This is a genomic window from Micromonospora sp. NPDC002717 (genome assembly GCF_040295705.1).
Classification (GTDB): Bacteria; Actinomycetota; Actinomycetes; order Mycobacteriales; family Micromonosporaceae; genus Micromonospora.
The window spans coordinates 585,429-599,826 of the sequence record NZ_JBEOVW010000001.1; the positions used below are offsets into that span (position 1 = coordinate 585,429).

A 14,398-nucleotide genomic window follows, 5' to 3' on the forward strand; every position below is an offset into this window, starting at 1 on the left:
CCTGATGGACGTGAACGGGTGAATGAAGCTGGCCCGTCGTCCGAGGATGTTCTGGCCGCGCGGATCACCCCGGCGGGCCGATCGCGGCCCGGCGAGGGCTCAGCCGAGCACCTCGTAACGGACCTCGACGTGACCCGCGTCCAACGAGGCGATCTCGGCGAACGCGGCCCGGGACAGGTCCAGGCAGCGCCCCTCGACGAACGGGCCGCGGTCGTTGATCCGCACCGTCACGGACTTGCCGTTCGCCGGGTTGGTGACCCGGACCCTCGTGTCGAACGGCAGGGTCTTGTGGGCGGCGGTCAGCTCCGACGGGTCGAAGGTCTCGCCGTTGGCGGTGAGCTGCCCCTCGGAGTAGAAGGAGGCGCCGCACGAGCCGCTGCCCACCACCGGCCGGGCGGTGCTGGTCTTCTTCGTCGCCGTGGGCTTCGGCGCGGCGGTGCGCGGCTTGCTCCGGGATGGAGCCTGGGGCGACCGGGTCGCCGTCGGGCTGGCGGCCACGCTCGGCGACGCGCTGGCGCTCGGCGAGGCGGCCGGCGAGCTGGGGGCCACGCTGCTCGGCACGCCGGTGGGTGACAGGTCCACGGCGGCCGGCCGCGCGGACTCCGAACCGGAGGTCAGCTGGACAGCGCCGACCGTGCCGCCGACGGCGAGGGCCAGCCCGACCGCCGCGGTGGCCGCGATGGCGGCCGGCGAGGAGAACCTGCGGGTACGGGAGTGCCTGCCAGCCACCGGTCCGGTCCTTTCGTCATCTGACAAACCGGGTCGGACCATAACGAGAGAAACACTTCCGAAGTCAACGTGATCATATGGGTTTGCCCGCAATTATGGCGATACGTGTAGCCGATCATCCGACCCGAGGTGGGCCGGGCGGCCCGGGCGAGCCACGGCCTGCGCGGGCCGCGTCGGTTGCCGCAGGATGGGTGGCATGCCCCCCGAGCTGAGCGGACGCCTCGCCGAGTTGGTCCGGTGGATCGATCCCGGCCCCGGCGCCAGTCACCTGGTCAGCGACGTCTCCGGCTGGTGGCGCGACCCCGAGGTGCTCGCCCGGCTCGGGCCGGCCCTGGTGGAGCCGTTCCGGGCCGCACGGCCCACGGTGGTCGTCGCGCCGGCGGTGACGGGGTTCCTGCTCGGTCCGCTCGCCGCCACGGCGCTCGGGGTCGGCTTCGTGCCGGCCCACAAACCGGGCGACGGCCGGCTGCCCGCCGGGCCGCTCACCTGGGCGCAGAGCCCGCCGGACTTCCGCGGCAGGCGGGTGGACCTGGCCGTCCGGGACCACGGCCTCGACCGCGGCGACCGGGTGCTGGTGGTGGACGACTGGGTCGCCACCGGAGCCCAGGTCCGTGCGCTCTACGAGATCTGCGCCGCGCGCGGCGCCGAACCGGTCGGCACCGCCACCGTCGTGCTCGACTGCCCGCCAGCGGTCGCCGCCGAGCTGCGGATCCGGGGGCTGGTCAGCGGCGACGACCTGACGTGACCCGGACGAACTCCTCGACCACCGCGCGGACCCGGCCGAGCACCTCCGCCGAGCGGGCCATCGGGCCGGGCACCGTCAGCGCGTGACCGGCCTGCTCGCTCTCCAGCACGTGCGGGTGAACCGGCGGGCGACGGAGCCCTCCCCAGGATCGGTCGCCCGTGCCGTCCACCAGCAGCAACGGCACGGTGGCGCCGACCGTACCGGCCAAGGTCGCCGGCAGGCGACAAATGCGCACGCACGAGATCAACGACGGCGGTAGCGTCGGCAGGATGTGGCCTCGGATCGGTGAACTGCGCACCCTCGCCCTCGGCACCCCCGGCGACCTGCGGAGGCGACTGAACACCCTCGTGCTCGGCGGGGTGAAGACGGCGACCGCCGGCCTGCTCACCGAGTACGCCGAGGAGGGCGAGGAACTGGAGCGCGTCGGCGAGCGGCTGGCCCTCGTGGACGACGGGGACTCGCTGGTCGGCGTCGTCGAGGTCACCGGCGTCGAGGTGGTCCGCTTCGCCGAGGTGACCTGGGACTTCGCCCGGTCCGAGGGCGAGGGTGACCGCTCGATCGAGGAGTGGCGCGAGGGGCACGCCGCCTACTGGGCGCGGGCCGGCACCCCCGTCACCGACGACAGCGAGGTCGTCTGCATCCGGTTCCGGCTGGTCTCGACCGGCGACGGCGGCGTCCCCACCGGGGACCTCGGCACCTGAACGGGCGCGCCGGGGACGTCAGCCCCGGCGCAGCTCGGGCAGCAGGCGGGTGGCCACGTCCACCAGGACGGCCTCGTCACCGGCGTACCAACTGCTGGCCCGGGGCCAGTGCGTGACCACGTCGGTGAAGCCGAGGGCGGCGGCCCGGCCGACCTGGTCGGCGAAGAACTCGGCGCTGTGCAGCGAGAAGACGGGCGCCGAGTCCAGTAACAGGTAGCGGTCCAGGGTGCCCGGGTCGCGGCCGGCCGCGGCGAGCGTCTTGTCCATCCGGGCGCAGAGCTCGGCCACCCCGTCCCACCAGCTCTCCAGGTCGTCCCCGCCGGGGCCGGTGGTGACCCAGCCCTGACCGAACCGGGCCGTCAGCCGCATCGACCGGGGCCCGTTGGCGGCCACCACGAAGGGCACCCGGGGCGTCTGGACGCAGCCCGGGTTGTTGCGCGCGTCGACCGCCGTGAACCAGTCCCCGCGCCAGGTGGTGCCGTCCTCGCGCAGGATGAGGTCGAGCAGCTCGGTGAACTCGGCGAACCGGTCGACGCGCTGGCGCGGCGGCAGCGTCTCCCCGCCGAGCACGGCCGAGTCGAAGCCGATCCCGCCCGCGCCGAGGCCGAGCAGCAGCCGCCCGCCGGAGACGTCGTCGAGCGCGGTGACCTGCCGGGCGAACGCCGCCGGATGCCGGAAGTTCGGCGAGGCGACCAGCGTCCCGAGCCGGATGCGGGTGGTCACCGTCGCGGCGGCGGTCAGCGTGGTCATCGAGTCGAACCACGGCCCGTCGACCAGGTCCCGCCAGCCCAGGTGGTCGTACGTCCAGGCGTGGTCGAAGCCCCACTCGTCCGCCTGCCGCCAACGGCGCTGCGAGTCGGACCAGCGCTGGTCGGGAAGGATCACGATGCCAATCCGCATGATCGCCAGCCTAACGGCCGGCGCCGGCCCGGCCCGCACCACGCGGGGCGCTTGCCATGTATCGATGATCTGAATATAGTACGCCCGTGACCGCGATGCGCGAGCCGACGTTCCTGATCCTCACCGCGCTCGCCGGTGGCCCCCGGCACGGCTACGGCATCATCCGGGACGTCACCGCCCTCTCCGCGCAGCGCGTCACCCTGCTGCCCGGCACCCTCTACGCCGCGCTCGACCGGCTGCACGCGCAGGGGCTCGTCGCGCCCGACCGCGAGGAGACCGTCGACGGCCGGCTCCGCCGCTACTACCGCCTCACCCCGGACGGCGTCCACGCCCTCGACGCCGAGACCGCCCGGCTGCGCCAGCTCGCCGCCGCCGCCGAGACCCGGCTGCGCGCCCTGCGCCCCAGAACCGCCTGACGGCCCGCACGCCTTCGACACCACCGCACCGCCTCCGCACGCCTCCGCACCCCAGCACCGCCGCCGAGCCAGCTCCACACCACCGCGCCAGCTCCGCACCACCGCACCGCCGCTCCCACCCGAACCGCTCGCGCGATCGCACCGCCGGATCCGCGCGTACCGACGAAAGGACGGCCATGCCGACGAACGGCGACCCGCTCGCCCGCCGCTACCGGCGGCTGCTGTTCTGCCATCCGCGCGCCTACCGGCGTGACCGGGCCGACGAGATGGTCGGGGTCCTGCTGGACGCGGCGCCGGCCGGCCGCACCCGGCCCACCGCCCGGGAGGCCGGGAACCTGATCCGACACGGCCTGCGCTGCCGGCTGGGACGGCCGGCAAGCCGCACGGTCGGCGTCTGGGCCACCCTCGCCGCCGTCGTCTGCGGGCTGTTCACCGCCGCCCTCGCCACCCGGGGCGCGTGGGAGACCTCCCGGCCGCTGCCGGACCGGGCCGAGACCGCCGCCGTCGTCGCCGCCGTGCTGCCCGGCCACGACCTCGGCGACGTCGACCTGGCGCCCGCGCTCTTCACCTTCTACACCCAGCGGCTCACCGCGCGGAACATCGACAACCTGGTCTTCGGGGACGGCGGCGAGTACCAGGCGAGCAGCGTCGTGGCCGAGGTGACCGCGTCACCGCCGATGTCCGCCGACGAGACGCTCGCGCTCGCGCAGCGGCGCCTGCGCGAGACCGGCTGGCAGCTGTACGAGCCGACGGTCGGCCGGTACTCCGGTTGCGCCGACAAGTTCTGCTCCCGGATCACGGACACCACCGAGACGGCGGTGCCGGCCCGGCGCGGCGACACCGAACTCACCCTCGAGGTCCGCGCCGAGTCCCCCGGCGACACCGTCCAACTCTGGCTGAATCTGCGCCGGACGACCCCGCCGGCCGTGCTGCCGGCCGGCGTCGTCGGCGGCCTGCTCGGCGCGGGCCTCGGCTGGCTGGCGTTCGGCTGGGCCAGTCGCCGCACCGAGGCGTCGCACCCGGCCCGGGGCGCGGTCACCGTGCTGTACGCGCTCACCATGGTCCTGTGGTGGGCACCCGTCCTGCTGACCGTGCCGACCCTCCTCCGCCACCACCTCGACGAACCGCACCCGACGTGGCACCCGCTGTGGGAGTGGCTGGGCCAGCCGGCGGCCCTGCTGTTGTTCCTGGCCGGTACGGCGACCGCACTGCTCGGGCTGGCGCTGGCCGCCGCGCCCCGCCGCGACCCCCTGCCCACGACCGCCGTCGGCTGACCGGCGCCGGCCCGGCGCCACCGCCGGTGGAGGGCGCAGCCTCATTCCGTGCCGGCCCGCTGGGTCGGGGCCGCCCTCAGTCCCACCAGAACGACCAGGAGTGCGCGCCCAGGATTCCCTCGGCGTAGGCAGTCAGCGTGCCGGCGCCCTGCCAGATGTTGTCAGGGCAGAAGGCGAAGTGCTCGGCCGCCACCTGGCAGGCGTGCTCGATCGAGGTCGGCGGGGCGGCGACGCTGAGGTGGAGGGTGTCGAATCCGACGCCGACAACTCGTACCCCGAATCGATCCTCCCAGCTCCGGACCACCGCCGAGATTTCTCCGGTGTCGCTTGTGTGGTTCAAGGGACCGGACCAGCCGCTGACGGCGAGTGTGTCCGCGCCACGAGCGGCCGGCACGAGCCCGAGACGTGCCGGCTTGAACAGGAGGAACTCCGCGTACTGGTCGGCGAAGTCATCGGGTGGCGCGGAGGCGTCACCGGGCACGGCGAGGCCGGGCCAGCGCTCACCGAAGGGGGCGGTGACGGCGGCGTGTTCGGCCGCTGCCCGCATGTCGTCCTCGTCGATCCTCGTGTGCGCGGTCCACCATCGGGCCAGCAACTCGGCTGCGTCATGGCGGTCCGGCGAGGACATGCCGGCCGGGAACACCTCTCCGTCAGCCCACGGACGAGTCTCCTCGCTCGACAGCCCACTCAGCAGCAGCGGCCACAGCCCGGATTGCCGGTGCTGTGACCGCAGCCGCGACCAGAGCGCAACTCCGACCGGGGCCTCGCTCAACCAGTACGGCGGCGATCCGCCGTCTCCTGGCTCGACGAGGCGGCCGGGCGGCAACGTCCTCGGTGGGAACGATCCGAGCAGGCGCGGCAGGTCCGTGATCATGGCGGGAGCGTAGGAGGCCCGTACGACGAACTTCCGACCCGCCGAGTCGGGCGACGCGGGCCGGGGTCGGAGTTGCCGCCCGCACGGCACGGGATCCGTAGTGGATGGGGCCGTCCCGGCGCCGCTTCGACTGCTAAGCTCCCGCCACTTGTCTGGGGTTGCCGGCCGGCGCGGATTGCTGATGTGTGACCTGCCACCGCATCGATGCGCCGCAGGAACAGCCTCCCGGCGAGACGTCGCCCGGCCGTGGCCGGCACCCCTTCATCCTCTGTCTTGCAGGGAGGACGAGCGTGGTCCGAGGCTCGCTCATCCGCGCCGGCATCGCGGCCGCCGTGTCGTTCACGCTCGCCGTGGGCCTGACCCCGTTGTCAGCCGGCAGCGCGCGGGCCGAACCGGTCGCGGGAGAGGTGGTCATCCCGGCCTCCTACGTCCTGGCCCCCCGGACAGAACTGTTCAGCGCGGGACCCTCGGGCTTCCTCCGTCACGAGTCCACGCTCGGCTACCTGTGGACGAGCTACGCCGGCGTCGACACGAAGCTCGACGGGTTCGCCCCGGACACGAGCCTGGTCCCGGGCCTCGGTGCCGGCTCGGACGTCATCGCGGAACTCGACCACCCTAGGACCGTCACGCTCCGGGACATGGCGACCGGCCGATCGCGTACGGTCACGATTCCCGTCGGCCACACCTACGTCAGCACGCTGGGGTCGACGGTCGTGACCAAGGCGCAAGACGGGTCCGACGGCGACTACACGTGGCACCTCTTCGACTCCCACGACGACGGATCCGTCAGCCGGCGCACCGTCGCGGGCGTCCCCGACGGGGTCGTGGTGCCGGGCGAGGCCGAGGCACCGCTGGGCGACGCGCGCGGACAGGTCGTGCAGTACCGGGAGAACAACACGTTCCGCACCGGATTCCTCGACGTCGCACAGGGCCGCCTGATCCCGCTTCCGTATACCAACTGGATCGGCAACGGCGGCGTCGTCGTGCTCACCTCCACCCACCTGCTGTGGACGCGCGACGGCACCGTCTTCGTCCACTCGCGCGACGACCTGACCGCCACCCCGCGGACCGTGCCACTGCCCGGCGACGCGCAGGTGCTGGGGATGGTCGGCGAAACGCTCGTGGTGGGCCGGCACGACCCCTCGCTGGGCCCCCGGAACTTCCTGGAGCCGGTCTGGCGGGTCGAGGCGGTGGGCCTCGACGGTCGTACGGTGAGGACGCTGCTGGCCAGGACGATGGGGCTTGCCATGCCGACCCCGGACGGCAGGCTCCTGGTGCAGGGCGGCCCCGACACGGACCGGTGGGGGGTCTCCCTCGTCGAGGCCGCGGCCGGCGGCGACGTGACGATCCGCAAGATCGCCGAGGCGTACCCGCAGAAGATCCAGACGGTGTCCGGGCTGACCTTCACCCAGGGGCGGCTCACCACCCTGGACGACAACGCGGCGCAGAGCCGCCGCTACCTCCACACCCGGGAGATCGGCGTCACCGGCTCCCTCACGATCGGGCCGCGTACCGCCCGGGGTCCCGCACCCGCCAGCTGCGACACCACGGCCTGCCCCGACCTCCACGACACCGGTGACGGCCGGACGGTCGTCTCGGGCCTCAGCTACGGGCGTACGGACGACGACCGGCAGCCCCACCTGCTGGCGCCGAACCAGCCCATGCCCGGAACCCGGATCGACAGCTCCCGCACCTACCACTCCGTCGCGGCTGTCGGCGGCCGCTTCGCGGCACTCACGACGGCCGGCGACACCGGTACGGCGACCCGGGTCGTCGATCTCGACACCGGGAAGGCGGTGTTCACGACCACGGCCGGTGTCGAGGCGCTGTGGGGCACCACCCTGTGGGTGCGGGACGGCAATAACGCCGTGGCCCCCGTCGACGTGCTGACCGGGCAGCGGGGCGCTCAGGTGTGGTTCGGCCAGGGGTGCCTCCTGGAGGACCTCCAGGCCGTCGGGCGGTGGCTGCTGTGGACCTGCGTGGGCTCGGCGTCGGGTCAGGGCGTCTACGACACCGTCAAGCGGACGAACCTGCGACTCGTGTCCGGAGACGACTGGTCGAGGGCCAAGCTCGGCGACGGCTTCGTCGCGTCCGAGGTGGACGGGCAACTGAAGGTGACCGACGTCCGCGACGGGACGCCGAGGTCGCACACCGCCGGGGCGTTCGCGTCGTGGCGGCCCTGGGACGTCGACCCGTACACCGGCGTCATCGCCCACCTCGGCGCCGACGACGGCATCCACCTGGTCCCCAGCGGCGTCCCGGTCTCGCCCCTCGCCCAGCTCGACGCCACCGTCGCCACGTCGGCACACGTCAAGGACGCCACCGGGCACTGGAGCCCGAAGTGGTGGCTGTCCAAGCCGGCCGTCTCCTGGACGCTGGTGATCAGGAGTCAGACCAGCGGCGCCGTCGTCCGTACCCTCTCCGGCGGGCTGACGCGCGGTATGGTGGCCACGGCATGGAACGGCAAGGACGACCGCCGCCGCGTGATGCCCAACGGCACCTACACGTGGACTCTGACCGCCACGCCGGCCGACGGGCAGGGCGCGGCCCTCACCAGGTCGGGGACCGTGCGGCTCAGCCACGAGTGCCACATCGGCGACCGCCCGCAGCTGGTCGTGATCAGGTGCTCCTGACATGACCGCGCCGGACGATGCTGTCCCCGGGCGTTCCGCCCGGTTCGCCGCCCAGCTCGTGGCCACCGTCGCCGCTCCGCTCGACCCCGCGTCGGCGGACGCCCCGCAGGTGCTGCACTGGCCGGGGCGCAGGCTGCTGGTGCAGCGCGGGGACACCGAGCTGGCCGTCCGCGACCTGGACGGAGAGGGGACGGAGATCCACTTCCCCGCGCCCTGGCCCCGCCGGTACGGCTCGACGGCGGTCTCTCCCACGGGCGACGTCGCCGTGTTCGTCGGCGTTCACGCGTTGCGAGCGGTGGATCCGGCCGGCGCCGTGCGGTGGGAGATCCGGCACGGTTGTTGGTCCGCCGCCGTGTGCACCGAGGCCCACGCCTCCTTCTCCGAGTACGCCGACGACCACCACCACGGCCACGCGGACAGCGGCTCGGCGGCCTTCTCCTCGGACGGCAGGCTCCTCTGGGCCCACATCCGCAACAACGCGGAGGGCGACATCCAGGAGGAATGGCTGATCCTCGATCCCGCCGACGGCACGGTGCTGACCCGGGCCGAGACGACGACCGTGGCATCGGGCTCCTACCACTTCCCCCATCCGGACCCGGCGTACATGGGGCTGACTGTCGCCGAGGGCGATGAGGACTCGCCCGTGCTGTGGGGGCACTGGAATGGCGCGACGCTCACGGTCCAGCAGTTCGCCGAGGAGGTCTTCCTCGCCGTGAGCCCGTCCGGGGAACACTTCCTGACCACGGATCCGGGGCAGTGGTCCCTCTACCTGCACCGGGCGGAGGACGGCACGGAACTGCGGCGGCTGTACGCCGAGGAAGCGGTGCCCCCTCCGTCAAGCAAGGACAACGACCGCGCATGTTGGGACTACGAGGCGGCATTCCCGTACGACGACAGCGCCGTGGTCGGCACCGAGTACCACGCGGAGGAGCCCCGCCACTGGCTGGTCGACACACGCACGATGGCCCTGCGCGGCCGTGTCGCCTACCCCTTCCCCGTCTCGGGATCTCCCCGCTCGGCGGGGCAGGGCGCCTGGTACACGGTCTCCAGGGACGGGACCGCCGTCCATCTGTGGAGCCTGCCGCACGGCGAATGAGCCAGCGGCACCTCATCCCCGGTTGGTCACCCGGCCCGGGGTTCAGGCATTGACGGACTCCTCGTCGGGCTTCGGGGGCCGTGCGTGGGATGTGTGCCTCCGTCGCCACCACCGGCGCAGCAACGGGAACAACCTCTTCACGGACTCCGGCAGCAGGAACGGTCCGTCAGCAGTCACGGCGCTGACCGCTGCCTTGATCGCTGACGCCCGGGAGGCGGCTATCGAGGTCCTCACCCTGGACGCCCGTGGCGACAACACCAATGCCCTGCACCTCTACCGGTCGCTGGGCTTCACCGAATACGGCCGCCTGCCCGGCTTCGTCGCCGTCGGCGAACGCCGCTACGACAAGGTCTTCTACATGCTGGACTTCCGCCTGCAAGGCTGACCGCTGCGTTACCGACCCACGCTCCTCAGGCGGTCGACGGCTCCGTCCATGGTGTGGACCGCATCGCGACCGGCTGATAGGCGCTGGCTCGATCGACAACCTCGGCCGGCGTCAAATCCGGCGTAACCGTGAAGATCAGATCCGAGATGTCCGGATAGCCCAGGTCGCGTTCGAGCTGGTCAGCCAGTCGTTCAACTCGGCGTCGTCTGCGTAGTCGAGCCGCATGATCCGGTCAACGAGGTGGATCGCCTCGTCCCGGGTCAGCTTCGCAGGCAAGCCGCCCCCCCTCCGACCGGGGCCAGTGGCACGCCGCATGATCCTTGACCTTGGAACATCGAAGGCCCCGACCGGGACTCACGTCCTGGCCAGGGCCTTCGAGTTGGAGCGGGTGACGGGAATCGAACCCGCACTGTCAGCTTGGGAAGCTGATGTTCTGCCATTGAACTACACCCGCAGGCGGCACCACTGTACCTGAGACGTCACGCCGGTGCACCCAGGCACCCCCTCCGATGCCGCACCGTGTCGCGCGGCGGGCCCCCGGATGACTCGCGGCCACCGCCCGGGAGCTGGCCCCGCCACGGCGGCCATGATCTGTTCTGTGCCGTGGCCGGCACCCACCGGCGGACCGGTACCCGAAGATCGACGCCAACGCGCCGTCGGGCGGCGCGAGTCGCTACCGAGAATCACCGTTTCATCGCCAATTGTCGATCACGAGCCGGCGCCGGCCAGGAAAAAGTTTCATCCCTGCAATACATGGCCGTTCTCAAATTCGTCGATCGGTTGTAACGTCTGCCCAACGTTCTCAGCCACTGCGTGACATACCCCCTGTCGCGCCGGCCAGAAAGAGGTGGGCCCATGGGACTCCGTCCCAACCTGCTGACCCGGCGTACGGCCGGCGTCGCGTCGACGACCCTCGCGCTGCTGCTCAGCACCGCCGCCGTGGGCGTCGTACCGGCCGCGTCGGCCTTCTCCGCCGCCCCGAGCGAGGTCTGCGTCGAGCCGGCCGACGTCCACTCGGACTCCCGCATCAAGGCGGGCGGCGCGGCCAAGCACGAGCCGAACGAGCTGACCCTGGCGGAGACCCGCGAGCGCGAGGCCGACCTGGCCGCCGCCCTGCGCGAGCGCGCCCGGTTCCGCACCGGCGCCGGCGCCTCCGTCACGGCCACCGTCACCGTCCCCGTCGTGGTGCACGTGATCCAGCGGGACGGCACCCGGGCCGGCGGCAACATCCCGGACTCGATGATCGCCTCGCAGATCAACGTGCTGAACCAGTCATACAGCGGGGCGACCGGCGGCGCGGCCACCGCGTTCAGCTTCCAGCTCCAGAAGATCAACCGGGTGACGAACCCCTCGTGGTACCCGATCGTGCAGGGCTCCTCGGCCGAGCGGCAGATGAAGACCTCGCTGCGCGAGGGTGGCAAGAACACCCTCAACGTCTACCTGGGCGAGCTGAGCAACGACCTGCTCGGCTGGGCGACCTTCCCGACCCGGAAGCTGAGCAGCATGGACGGCGTCGTCGTGCTGAGCGAGTCGCTGCCGGGCGGCACGGCCACCAACTACAACCAGGGCGACACCGGCACCCACGAGGTCGGCCACTGGCTGAACCTCTACCACACCTTCCAGGGCGGCTGCTCCGGCTCGGGTGACAGCGTCAGCGACACCGCGCCCGAGGCATCCCCGGCGTTCCAGTGCCCGACCGGCCGGGACACCTGCACCGCCCCGGGCGTCGACCCGATCACCAACTTCATGGACTACACCTACGACTCCTGCATGTACCAGTTCACCGCCGGGCAGGCCAGCCGCATGCTGACCGCCTGGAACGCGTACCGCGCGGCATAGTTCCCCCCGCACGACCGGTGCCGGCTCCGCTCGACGGGGCCGGCACCGTCGTCTTCGGGGCGGGGTGGGGGGCGGTGCGGCGCCCCGGACGGGGACGGCCCGGGGCGCCGCACCGCGTCTCAGGCGGCCGGGCGGGCGGCGAGGCTGTCGCCGCTCCCCGACCGCGCCTCGGGAACCGCGGCGGTGCCGGCGGCGGTCGCGCCGGGGTCGAGCCAGACCTGGACGGCGGGCCGGCCGTGCCCCTCGCCGGCGCCGCCTGCGACGCCCGGCTCCCGACGGGCGAGCATCGCCACGTCGACGGTGAACTCGAACAGCCGCCAGTCGACCTGCGGCGCGGCCCGGTGGCTGCGGGCCAGCCGGGCGACCCGGGCCGGGTCGGTGACCGGCCGGGCGTGGCCGGCGACGTAGGCCTCGTCGTCACTCTCCTCCGGCGGGAAGGAGTGCAGGGCGTAGCGGCCGTCGCGTTCCAGGTCGCGCCGCTTCGGCGAGTCGACCACGAAGCAGAAGAGCCCCTCGTCGGTGATCACCGGAGAGACGGGATGGACCCGGGGCCCGCCGTCGGCGCGGACGGTGGCCAGGTAGCCGAAGCCCGGCCCGTACTGCTGCATGAGGGAGCGGATCCCGTCGGCGAGGCGGGGCTCGTCGGCGGCGAATTCGGACCAGGAAGCCATGCCGACATTCTATCGAACACGTGTACGAACAGGTAGTCCGACACGCAGGTCACGCACATCGCTCGCTAAGGTGGTGCGATGCTGCTCTCCGACCGCGACCTGGTCTCCGAGATCAAGGCGGGCACGCTCGCGCTGGAGCCGTTCGAGCCCACGCTGGTGCAACCGTCCAGCATCGACGTCCGCCTGGACAAGCTCTTCCGCGTCTTCAACAACCATCTCTACACCCACATCGACCCGGCGATGCAGCAGGACGACCTGACGTCGATGGTCGAGGTGCCCGAGGGCGAGCCGTTCGTGCTGCACCCGGGCGAGTTCGTGCTCGCCTCGACGCTGGAGGTGATCTCCCTCGGCGACCAGCTCGCCGGGCGGCTGGAGGGCAAGTCGAGCCTGGGACGGCTCGGCCTGCTCACCCACTCCACCGCGGGCTTCATCGACCCGGGCTTCTCCGGCCACGTGACGCTGGAGCTGTCCAACGTGGCCAACCTGCCCATCACCCTCTGGCCGGGCATGAAAATCGGTCAGCTCTGCATCTTCCGGCTCTCGTCGCCGGCCGAGCACCCGTACGGCTCGGCCGTCTACGGCTCGCGCTACCAGGGGCAGCGCGGCCCGACCCCGAGCCGCTCCTGGCAGCACTGGCGCACCTGGCCGACCCGCTGACCCGACAGTCGCCGTGAGGACGGGCCCTTCCGCGCCAGGAAGGGCCCGTTCCTCACCCACTCAGCCGGGGCGGCCGTAACTGTGGATCGGGCCGTCGTCGACCTTCTTCATCTTCACCGGCACCCCGGCTCGGGAGGCGTGCACCACCCAGCCCCCGCCGACGTACATGCCGACGTGGTGCAGGTCGCTGTAGTAGAAGACCAGGTCTCCCGGGCGCAGCTCGCCCCCGGGTGACGGTCGCGGTGACGCGGCGCTGCTGCGCGGCGTTGTGCGGCAGCGAAACCCCGGCCTTCGCCCAGGCGGCGAGCATCAGGCCCGAGCAGTCGTACGCGTTCGGGCCCTCGGCGCCCCAGACGTAGGGCTTGCCGATCTGGGCGCAGGCGAACTTGACCGCAGTGCCGGCCCCGCCACCCGGGTAGCTGGCCGGGCAGGGGGCGGGGCGCAGCGAACCGCCGCCGCCGCTGCCGTAGATCCGCAGCCGCAGCTTCTGCAGCCGGTCGATCTCGGCGTTGATCTGCTTCTTCTTCGCGGCGAGCTGGGCCTCCGTCCGGCCGAGCTGGACGACCATCTCGTCGAGCGGGGCCTTCTTCTCGGCCAGCCGGTCGCGCAGCTCGGCGACCTGCCGCACGTCCTGCTGCTGGTGCTGGGCGAACCGGTCGAGCAGTTCGAGTTGGCCGACCATCTGGTCGGGCGAGCGGCTGCCCAGCAGGGCGTTGACGGCGGAGACGTTCTCGCCCTTGTAGGCGCGGACGGCCAGCGCGCTGACCTCCTCCATCGCCTGCTCGACCTGCCGTTCCAAGGGCTTGATCTGCTTGGCGAGGGCGTCGGCCTGCCTGCGTTTGGCGGCCAGGTCCTGGCGGGTGGCGTTGTGCCGTTCGATGATCGGTTCGAGTTTGTTCCAGTCCTCGTCGATCTGGCGCTCGATCTCGGCGACCGTCGGTTCGGCGTGGGCCGCCGTGGCGCCGCCGGTCAGGACGACGGCGAACGCGGCCAGGGCGGCGAGGGCGGTGGTGCAGCGGTACCAGCGTGGGCGCGGCGCAGCCGTCGTCGGGCCGGCGGGTGCCGACCGTGGCGACGGTGGCCGCGGGGCATGGTGTGCCACCGGGCTCCGTACTCCTTCTTCCCGTACCGCCTACCGGGTTAGCTGACGGGTTCGGGCGGGAAGGGGACGCCCTACCGCAGGTGCTGCGGATTCACCCCGGGGTACCTGGGTCCCCGGCTCGCTCGGGAGCGACTCGGCGGTGTCGGACCGTTACCGCCCCGGATGGGCGGACTGTCGCCGGCCGACGAATGACCAGAGTAGAGACGGTCGTTATCGATCCGCAACCCATCGCACCGTGACACACCGTATTCGTACGGACCGGTGGGAGCGCGCAACTCCGGTCGACGAAATTTTCCTTCTTCAGTAAGTGACGCATGGAAAGGTATTGACCGGAGGTGGCGCCCGGGGCGAAGGTGGCCCCACATTCGCCCGTCCG

General features: G+C 72.3%; 16 protein-coding genes, 1 tRNA gene and 1 riboswitch. Of the genes, 9 read left to right on the forward strand and 8 right to left on the reverse strand.

Features of this window, described 5'->3' with window-relative positions:
* Positions 1–99 precede the first annotated feature (99 nt).
* A complete protein-coding gene (locus tag ABT006_RS02890; RefSeq protein ID WP_350702275.1) occupies positions 100–729 on the reverse strand; it encodes a septal ring lytic transglycosylase RlpA family protein in 630 nt (209 codons plus the stop codon).
* A 196-nt stretch (positions 730–925) separates the two neighbouring features.
* Between ABT006_RS02890 and ABT006_RS02895 the strand changes: the two genes are divergently transcribed.
* Positions 926–1,474: a phosphoribosyltransferase family protein gene (locus ABT006_RS02895; protein WP_350702277.1), complete on the forward strand. Its 549-nt coding sequence runs from the start codon at positions 926–928 to the stop codon at positions 1,472–1,474.
* On the opposite strand, the gene ABT006_RS02900 is transcribed toward ABT006_RS02895, so the two are convergent.
* Entirely contained in the window at positions 1,452–1,682 is a 231-nt protein-coding gene (locus ABT006_RS02900; protein WP_350702279.1) for a hypothetical protein, read from the reverse strand. The genes ABT006_RS02895 and ABT006_RS02900 overlap by 23 nt on opposite strands.
* 61 nt (positions 1,683–1,743) lie before the next feature.
* Between ABT006_RS02900 and ABT006_RS02905 the strand changes: the two genes are divergently transcribed.
* Positions 1,744–2,175, forward strand: coding sequence for an ASCH domain-containing protein (locus tag ABT006_RS02905; protein WP_350702281.1), 432 nt, complete (start codon positions 1,744–1,746; stop codon positions 2,173–2,175).
* An 18-nt stretch (positions 2,176–2,193) separates the two neighbouring features.
* On the opposite strand, the gene ABT006_RS02910 is transcribed toward ABT006_RS02905, so the two are convergent.
* On the reverse strand, positions 2,194–3,075 hold the full coding sequence (locus ABT006_RS02910) for an LLM class flavin-dependent oxidoreductase (protein WP_350702283.1): 882 nt from the start codon (positions 3,073–3,075) through the stop codon (positions 2,194–2,196).
* A gap of 95 nt (positions 3,076–3,170) precedes the next feature.
* On the opposite strand from ABT006_RS02910, the gene ABT006_RS02915 reads away from it, so the two are divergent.
* Both ABT006_RS02915 and ABT006_RS02920 read left to right on the forward strand, forming a co-directional pair.
* Positions 3,171–3,491: a PadR family transcriptional regulator gene (locus ABT006_RS02915; RefSeq protein WP_350702708.1), complete on the forward strand. Its 321-nt coding sequence runs from the start codon at positions 3,171–3,173 to the stop codon at positions 3,489–3,491.
* A 176-nt stretch (positions 3,492–3,667) separates the two neighbouring features.
* The gene (locus tag ABT006_RS02920) at positions 3,668–4,765 is read left to right on the forward strand and encodes a hypothetical protein (RefSeq protein WP_350702284.1); all 1,098 of its coding nucleotides are present in this window, start codon (positions 3,668–3,670) and stop codon (positions 4,763–4,765) included.
* Positions 4,766–4,841: 76 nt separating this feature from the next.
* On the opposite strand, the gene ABT006_RS02925 is transcribed toward ABT006_RS02920, so the two are convergent.
* Positions 4,842–5,639: a DUF4253 domain-containing protein gene (locus tag ABT006_RS02925; protein WP_350702286.1), complete on the reverse strand. Its 798-nt coding sequence runs from the start codon at positions 5,637–5,639 to the stop codon at positions 4,842–4,844.
* A 290-nt stretch (positions 5,640–5,929) separates the two neighbouring features.
* On the opposite strand from ABT006_RS02925, the gene ABT006_RS02930 reads away from it, so the two are divergent.
* From ABT006_RS02930 to ABT006_RS02940, 3 genes are read left to right on the forward strand one after another with little or no spacing between them, the layout of a single operon-like run.
* Positions 5,930–8,272 carry a FlgD immunoglobulin-like domain containing protein gene (locus ABT006_RS02930; RefSeq protein WP_350702288.1) on the forward strand — a complete coding sequence of 781 codons (2,343 nt, stop codon included), beginning with the start codon at positions 5,930–5,932 and terminating at the stop codon, positions 8,270–8,272.
* Between the two features lies 1 nt (position 8,273).
* The gene (locus ABT006_RS02935) at positions 8,274–9,368 is read left to right on the forward strand and encodes a hypothetical protein (protein WP_350702290.1); all 1,095 of its coding nucleotides are present in this window, start codon (positions 8,274–8,276) and stop codon (positions 9,366–9,368) included.
* 49 nt (positions 9,369–9,417) lie between these two features.
* Positions 9,418–9,753 (forward strand): GNAT family N-acetyltransferase, encoded by a 336-nt coding sequence (locus ABT006_RS02940; protein ID WP_350702291.1) that lies wholly within the window; start codon positions 9,418–9,420, stop codon positions 9,751–9,753.
* Positions 9,754–9,888: 135 nt separating this feature from the next.
* Here the strand turns inward: ABT006_RS02940 and ABT006_RS02945 are convergent, their stop codons facing one another.
* Together ABT006_RS02945 and ABT006_RS02950 are read right to left on the reverse strand one after the other, a co-directional pair.
* Complete coding sequence (locus ABT006_RS02945; RefSeq protein WP_350702293.1) at positions 9,889–10,029, reverse strand: hypothetical protein; 141 nt, start codon at positions 10,027–10,029, stop codon at positions 9,889–9,891.
* A gap of 104 nt (positions 10,030–10,133) precedes the next feature.
* Positions 10,134–10,207, reverse strand: a tRNA-Gly gene (locus ABT006_RS02950).
* Positions 10,208–10,608: 401 nt separating this feature from the next.
* On the opposite strand from ABT006_RS02950, the gene ABT006_RS02955 reads away from it, so the two are divergent.
* Entirely contained in the window at positions 10,609–11,592 is a 984-nt protein-coding gene (locus ABT006_RS02955) for a zinc metalloprotease (RefSeq protein WP_350702295.1), read from the forward strand.
* A 119-nt stretch (positions 11,593–11,711) separates the two neighbouring features.
* Here the strand turns inward: ABT006_RS02955 and ABT006_RS02960 are convergent, their stop codons facing one another.
* On the reverse strand, positions 11,712–12,263 hold the full coding sequence (locus ABT006_RS02960) for a pyridoxamine 5'-phosphate oxidase family protein (protein WP_350702297.1): 552 nt from the start codon (positions 12,261–12,263) through the stop codon (positions 11,712–11,714).
* Positions 12,264–12,341: 78 nt separating this feature from the next.
* On the opposite strand from ABT006_RS02960, the gene dcd reads away from it, so the two are divergent.
* The gene (gene dcd, locus ABT006_RS02965; protein WP_350683119.1) at positions 12,342–12,920 is read left to right on the forward strand and encodes a dCTP deaminase; all 579 of its coding nucleotides are present in this window, start codon (positions 12,342–12,344) and stop codon (positions 12,918–12,920) included.
* A 52-nt stretch (positions 12,921–12,972) separates the two neighbouring features.
* Here the strand turns inward: dcd and ABT006_RS35060 are convergent, their stop codons facing one another.
* Positions 12,973–14,022 carry a C40 family peptidase gene (locus tag ABT006_RS35060; protein WP_502890829.1) on the reverse strand — a complete coding sequence of 350 codons (1,050 nt, stop codon included), beginning with the start codon at positions 14,020–14,022 and terminating at the stop codon, positions 12,973–12,975.
* Between the two features lie 12 nt (positions 14,023–14,034).
* A riboswitch (cyclic di-AMP (ydaO/yuaA leader) is annotated at positions 14,035–14,171 on the reverse strand.
* Positions 14,172–14,398: the final 227 nt, after the last annotated feature.